We start from the raw sequence: 5,099 nt of genomic DNA on the forward strand, positions 1-5,099 counted from the left end.
TCCCGCACCCCACCCGGTGATCCTGCTCAGGCGCAGTCCGGGCAGCGCGGCGCGGGGCCGCGACGGGTCCTCCGACCCGGTCGCGGCCCCCGCTGACCCGAGCGGACGCCACGGGGAGGGTCAGCAGCTGCCGCCGGCAGGGCCGGTGGGCGCCCCGAGGCCGATGCTCAGGACCTCCGGCGCGGCGGGGACGGAGCAGCAGCCGCCGCCCGCGCCCTGCTCGGCGTCGGGCTGGTCGAACAGGCCGGCGCCGCCGCACACGCCGGTCTCCGGGAGGGTCAACTCGACGCGCGCGGCGGCCTCGTGGTCGCCCGCGAGCGCGGCAGCGACCGAACGGACCTGCTCGTAGCCGGTCATCGCGAGGAACGTCGGCGCCCGCCCGTAGCTCTTCATGCCGACCAGGTACACATCGCTCTCGGGGTGGGACAGCTCCTTCGCACCGTGCGGGTAGACCGTGCCGCACGAGTGCTGGTTGGGGTCGATCAGCGGTGCCAGCTCCACCGGTGCCTGGAGCCGCTCGTCAAGACCGAGACGGACCTCGGAGAGGAAGGACAGGTCCGGGCGCAGGCCGGTCAGCACGACGACCTGGTCGACGCTCTCGCTGCGCCGGCCGTCCTCGGCGACCAGGACGAGGCCCTCGCCCTCGGTCTCGACCGCGGCGGTGCGGAAGCCGGTGAGCGCGGAGGCGTGGCCGGCGTCGACGGCGGCCTTGGCCCGCAGGCCCAGCGCGCCGCGCGCGGGCAGCTCGTCGGCCGCGCCGCCGCCGTAGGTGGAGCCGGTGAGGCCGCGCCGCAGCACCCAGACCGCGTGCGTGCCGTCCTCCTCCTCGGCGAGGTCGGCGAGCTGGGCGAGCGCGGTGAAGGCGGAGGCGCCGGTGCCGACCACCGCGGTTCGCTTGCCGGCGAACCGCTTCCGCACGGCCGGGTCGGCGAGGTCGGGGATGCGGTACGAGACGCGCCCGTCGGCGGCGCGCTCGCCCAGTACCGGGAGGCCGTCGGCGCCGAGCGGGTTCGGGGTGGCCCAGGTGCCGGAGGCGTCGACCACGGCGCGGGCGGTGATCCGCTCCTCGCGGCCGTCCGCGTGCTCGACGTGGACGGTGAAGGGCTGCTCCGCGCGGCCGGAGTCGACGATGCGGTCGCGTCCGGCGCGGGCGACGCCGGTCACCCGGGCGTTGTAGCGCACGCGGTCACCGAGGACGTCGGCGAGCGGCTGCAGGTACCGCGACACCCACTCGCCGCCGGACGGGTAGGCGGCGCCGTCGGGGCGTACCCAACCGGTGGGGGAGAGGAGCTTCTCGGCGGTGGGGTCGACGACCTCGGCCCAGGGCGAGAAGAGCCGGACGTGGCCCCACTCCCGCACGGCCGCCCCGGCGGAGGCGCCGGACTCCAGGACCAGCGGTTCGATACCCCGCTCGACCAGGTGCGCGGCGGCGGCCAGGCCGATCGGACCCGCGCCGGTGACGACGACGGGAAGGGGGTTCGTGGCGGTGGGGGCGGTCACGGGTGGCTCCTCTGATTCGACAACAGTCGATGTCCTGTGGCAAGGATGGCACTTGCTTAGATATCGGTCAACATAGACATTCATCGAATTTGAGATCCCTGCCGCGATGATTCGACGTGTGTCAACATAGACGCATGTCGAACGCGAAGCCGCTGACCGTGCTGGAGCCCGACGCCGCCCCGTGCTGCCCGCCGCTGACGTCCGCCGAACTCTCGGAGGCGGACGCGGTGCGGATGGCGGCCATGTTCAAGGCGTTGTCCGACCCGGTGCGGCTGCGGCTGTTCTCCAAGGTCGCGGCCCACGAGGGACAGGAGGCGTGCGTGTGCGACATCCAGGACGTCGGGGTCTCCCAGCCCACCGTGTCGCACCATCTGAAGAAGCTGCGCGAGGCCGGCCTGCTGACCAGTGAGCGGCGCGGGACCTGGGTCTACTACCGGGTCGCGCCCGGCGTGCTCGCCGCGATGGCGGGCATGCTGGCCGCGGCCAGCTGACGGGTGCCGGGGCGGCCCGGGCGTACCAGCGCGTCGGCCGCCGCCGCAGCCCTGCTGTCGGCTGACCTCGCGGCCGTCACGGGCGTGCTGTCGCACCCTCAGGCGGGACCGGGTACCGGGCGCGGGGACGTCCTCGGAGAGGCGGCTGGACCGCGCTGCCGGGAGAGGAGGTCGGCGGTCTCGGCGACCGCCTGGCGGGCGGTGCGGCCCACGCCGACGAGGGTGGCAGAGGCGGGGCCGGTCCAGTCGCCGTAGCCGAGCAGGTGGATTCGCGGGTCCTCGACCAGCCGGGTGCCGTCGGTGCGGACCCGCCCGCGGGTCAGGGCCGGGCCGAGGGGCCGCAGGGCGGCGAGGTCGGGGCGCAAGCCGGTGCACCAGATGACGGCGTCGCAGGGCCAGGCGGTGCCGTCCGCCCAGGCCGGGCCGGCCGGGGTGAGGCGGTCGAACATCGGGTGGGCGGTGAGGAGTCCGGCGTCGCGGGCGGCGCGTACGGGCGGGACGGCGACGAGGTCGCCGAGGTCGCCGATGCGCGGCCCGTCGCCCCGGACGCGGCGGGTGGCGAGGTCGAAGAGCGCGCGGCCGTCGATCTCGTCCGGGAGGAAGCGCGCGGGGCGGCGGGTGACCCACCGTACGGCTGCGGCCTCGCCGATAAGGTCGGTGGCGATCTGGGCACCGGAGTTGCCGCCTCCGACCACGACGACGCGCTGCCCGGTGAAGGCGGCGGCGCCGTGGTAGCCGTAGGTGTGGAGCTGGCGGCCGGTGTAGTCGTGGCGGCCGGGGACCGCGGGGACGAAGGGCCGCTGCCAGGAGCCGGTGGCCATGATCAGCGACTGGGTCTGCCAGGTGGCGTCCGCGTCGGTGCGGACGACGAGCCCGGCGGGGCCGCGTTCGACGCCCTCGACCTGGACGGAACGGTGGACGGGCAGGTCGTAGCGCTTCTCGTACTCGGCGAGGTAGCGCACCACGTGTGCGGCGTCCGGGTAGGCCGTCCCTGCCTGCCCGGGCATGGGACGCCCGGGCAGGGACGAGTAGGCGGGCGGTGAGAACAGCCGCAGCGTGTCCCAGTAGTGCTGCCAGGCGCCGCCCGGGCCGGGGGAGGCGTCGAGGATCGCGAAATCGAGTCCGGCGCGCCGTAGGTGGTACCCGGCGGCGAGGCCGGCCTGGCCGCCCCCGACGACGAGGACCTGGACGCGCCGGACGCCGCTCACTCGGCCGTGGCCTTGCGGCGGTGGGTGAAGATCAGGGCCACCAGGGCCAGGCCCACGACCCCGCCGATCAGTTGCATGCCGAGGAAGCCGGGCAGGGACGACGGCGCGATGCCGGCGAACGTGTCGGTGAACGCCCGGCCGATCGACACCGCGGGGTTGGCGAAGGAGGTGGAGGAGGTGAACCAGTACGCGGCGCCGATGTAGGAGGCGACCGCGACGGGGGCGAACCGCAGGTGGCCGGTCCTGGCGAGGCCGAAGATCAGCAGGACGAGGCCGGCGGTGGCGACGACCTCGCCGAGCAGCAGGTGCCCGGCCGAGCGGTCGTGGGTCGACCATTCGACCAGCGGTTTGCCGAACATCGCGTCGGCCAGGACGGCGCCGCCGATCGCGCCCGCGATCTGGGCCGGGATGTACGCGGCGACCTCACGCGGGCCCAGGCCCTTGGGGTCCTCGCGGCCGGTCCACCACTCGGCGAGTGTGGCGACGGGGTTGAAGTGCGCGCCGGAGACCGGGCCGAGCAGCAGGATCAGGACGCCGAGGCCGAAGACGGTGGCCAGGGAGTTGGCGAGCAGTTGCAGGCCGACGTCCTGGCTGAGTTCGGTGGCCTGGATGCCGGAGCCGACGACGACCGCGACCAGCGCGGCGGTGCCGACCAGTTCCGCCGCGACCCGGTTCAGCAGCGGGATCGCCGGTGGTTCGACGGCGAGGGGCTCGGCCACGGTGGCGTCAGGTCTGGCCTCGTCTATGGCGCTCAACAGGGGGACTCCTCGTGCGGGGAGGCGGGTGTGGGCCGCCGGATCGGGCTGGGCTGGTTCAGCAGGACCGCTTGCGGTTGCCCTCGGCGGCTTCGCGGGCGGTGGCGGCCAGCCCGGCGAACTCCGCCGCCACGGCCTCCACGGCCTCGGCGCGGAGCTTGTAGTACGTGAAGCGCCCGCACGGCTCGGTGTCGACCAGGCCGGCGTCGCGCAGGATCCTCAGGTGGTTCGACAGGTTCGTCTGCCTGGCGCCGGTCTCCGCGACCAGGTGCGTCGTGCACAGCGCCTCCTCGGCGAGGAGTGCGATGATCCGCATCCGGAGCGGGTCGGCCAGGGCCTTCAAGACGTCACTGTCGACTGATGTCACCATAGGCTGATACGTTACCTGCGTCGGGGCCGCGAAGCGAGTCCCCTTCCGTCCGGCCACCTCCGGGGAACCCGCGTGTCGTCGCCCCACGAACCGCCGCCCGAGCTCGGGAGCGAGGCCCCCGTTCCCCGAAGGGCCGGAAACCCGATGACCGAACGCCCGCCGGTGCCGGACCCGGGACTCCCGGCGGGCACCGCACACCCGAAGGACACCCCGCCATGACCGCGCCGACCGCCTCCGTGCTGTTCGTCTGCATCCACAACGCCGGCCGCTCGCAGATGGCCGCCGGCTTCCTGCGCCACCTCGCGGGAGACCGCGTCGAGGTCCGCTCGGCGGGCTCGATCCCGGGCGACCGGATCAACCCCTCCGCCGTAGCGGCGATGGCCGAGCTCGGCATCGACATCTCCGGCCAGGAGCCGAAGGTGCTGACCACCGAGGCCGTCCAGGCGTCCGACTACGTCATCACCATGGGCTGCGGCGACGCCTGCCCGTACTTCCCCGGCAAGAAGTACCTGGACTGGAAGCTGGAGGACCCGGCCGGCCAGGGCGTCGAGGCCGTCCGTCCGATCCGTGACGAGATCAAGGGCCTCATCGAGGGCCTGATCGCCGAGATCGACGCCAAGGGCGACCAGGGCAGGGAGAGCAGGGAGAGCAGGGAGTGAACGGCGGACTTCGCGCGGTGCGACAAGCGGTGCGAGAAGCGGTGCGACAAGCGGTGCGAGAACGCGGAAGGGGGGCGGCCCCCCCCCGGGGGCCCCCCCCTGCCCCCGGCGGGGGG

General features: G+C 74.3%; 6 protein-coding genes. 2 read left to right on the forward strand and 4 right to left on the reverse strand.

Annotated elements, in window-relative coordinates; genetic code table 11:
- Positions 1 to 120: 120 nt before the first annotated feature.
- Positions 121 to 1,500: an NAD(P)-binding domain-containing protein gene (locus SM793_RS36200; RefSeq protein ID WP_320443389.1), complete on the reverse strand. Its 1,380-nt coding sequence runs from the start codon at positions 1,498 to 1,500 to the stop codon at positions 121 to 123.
- A gap of 134 nt (positions 1,501 to 1,634) precedes the next feature.
- On the opposite strand from SM793_RS36200, the gene SM793_RS36205 reads away from it, so the two are divergent.
- Complete coding sequence (locus SM793_RS36205; RefSeq protein ID WP_320443390.1) at positions 1,635 to 1,991, forward strand: metalloregulator ArsR/SmtB family transcription factor; 357 nt, start codon at positions 1,635 to 1,637, stop codon at positions 1,989 to 1,991.
- 98 nt (positions 1,992 to 2,089) lie between these two features.
- Here SM793_RS36205 and SM793_RS36210 read toward each other — a convergent pair whose 3' ends face one another.
- Genes SM793_RS36210 through SM793_RS36220 form a run of 3 tightly spaced genes read right to left on the reverse strand, consistent with a single transcriptional unit; the run spans position 2,090 to position 4,324 of the window.
- On the reverse strand, positions 2,090 to 3,199 hold the full coding sequence (locus SM793_RS36210) for an ArsO family NAD(P)H-dependent flavin-containing monooxygenase (RefSeq protein WP_320443391.1): 1,110 nt from the start codon (positions 3,197 to 3,199) through the stop codon (positions 2,090 to 2,092).
- Positions 3,196 to 3,954, reverse strand: a complete 759-nt coding sequence (locus SM793_RS36215) for an aquaporin (protein ID WP_413816113.1) — start codon at positions 3,952 to 3,954, stop codon at positions 3,196 to 3,198. Before SM793_RS36215 ends, SM793_RS36210 begins: the two co-directional genes overlap by 4 nt.
- Positions 3,955 to 4,012: 58 nt before the next feature.
- Positions 4,013 to 4,324, reverse strand: a complete 312-nt coding sequence (locus SM793_RS36220) for a metalloregulator ArsR/SmtB family transcription factor (RefSeq protein WP_320443392.1) — start codon at positions 4,322 to 4,324, stop codon at positions 4,013 to 4,015.
- Positions 4,325 to 4,539: 215 nt separating this feature from the next.
- On the opposite strand from SM793_RS36220, the gene SM793_RS36225 reads away from it, so the two are divergent.
- Entirely contained in the window at positions 4,540 to 4,983 is a 444-nt protein-coding gene (locus SM793_RS36225; protein WP_320443393.1) for an arsenate reductase ArsC, read from the forward strand.
- The last annotated feature ends 116 nt before the right edge of the window (positions 4,984 to 5,099 follow it).

This window comes from Kitasatospora purpeofusca (genome assembly GCF_034043715.1).
In the GTDB taxonomy this organism is placed as follows: domain Bacteria; phylum Actinomycetota; class Actinomycetes; order Streptomycetales; family Streptomycetaceae; genus Kitasatospora; species Kitasatospora purpeofusca_A.

Excerpts from the sequence above, each read along its gene's own strand:
- SM793_RS36205 (WP_320443390.1), top strand. The coding sequence starts at position 1,635 with ATGTCGAACGCGAAGCCGCTGACCGTGCTGGAGCCCGACGCCGCCCCG.
- SM793_RS36220 (WP_320443392.1), bottom strand. The coding sequence starts at position 4,324 with ATGGTGACATCAGTCGACAGTGACGTCTTGAAGGCCCTGGCCGACCCG.
- SM793_RS36225 (WP_320443393.1), top strand. The coding sequence starts at position 4,540 with ATGACCGCGCCGACCGCCTCCGTGCTGTTCGTCTGCATCCACAACGCC.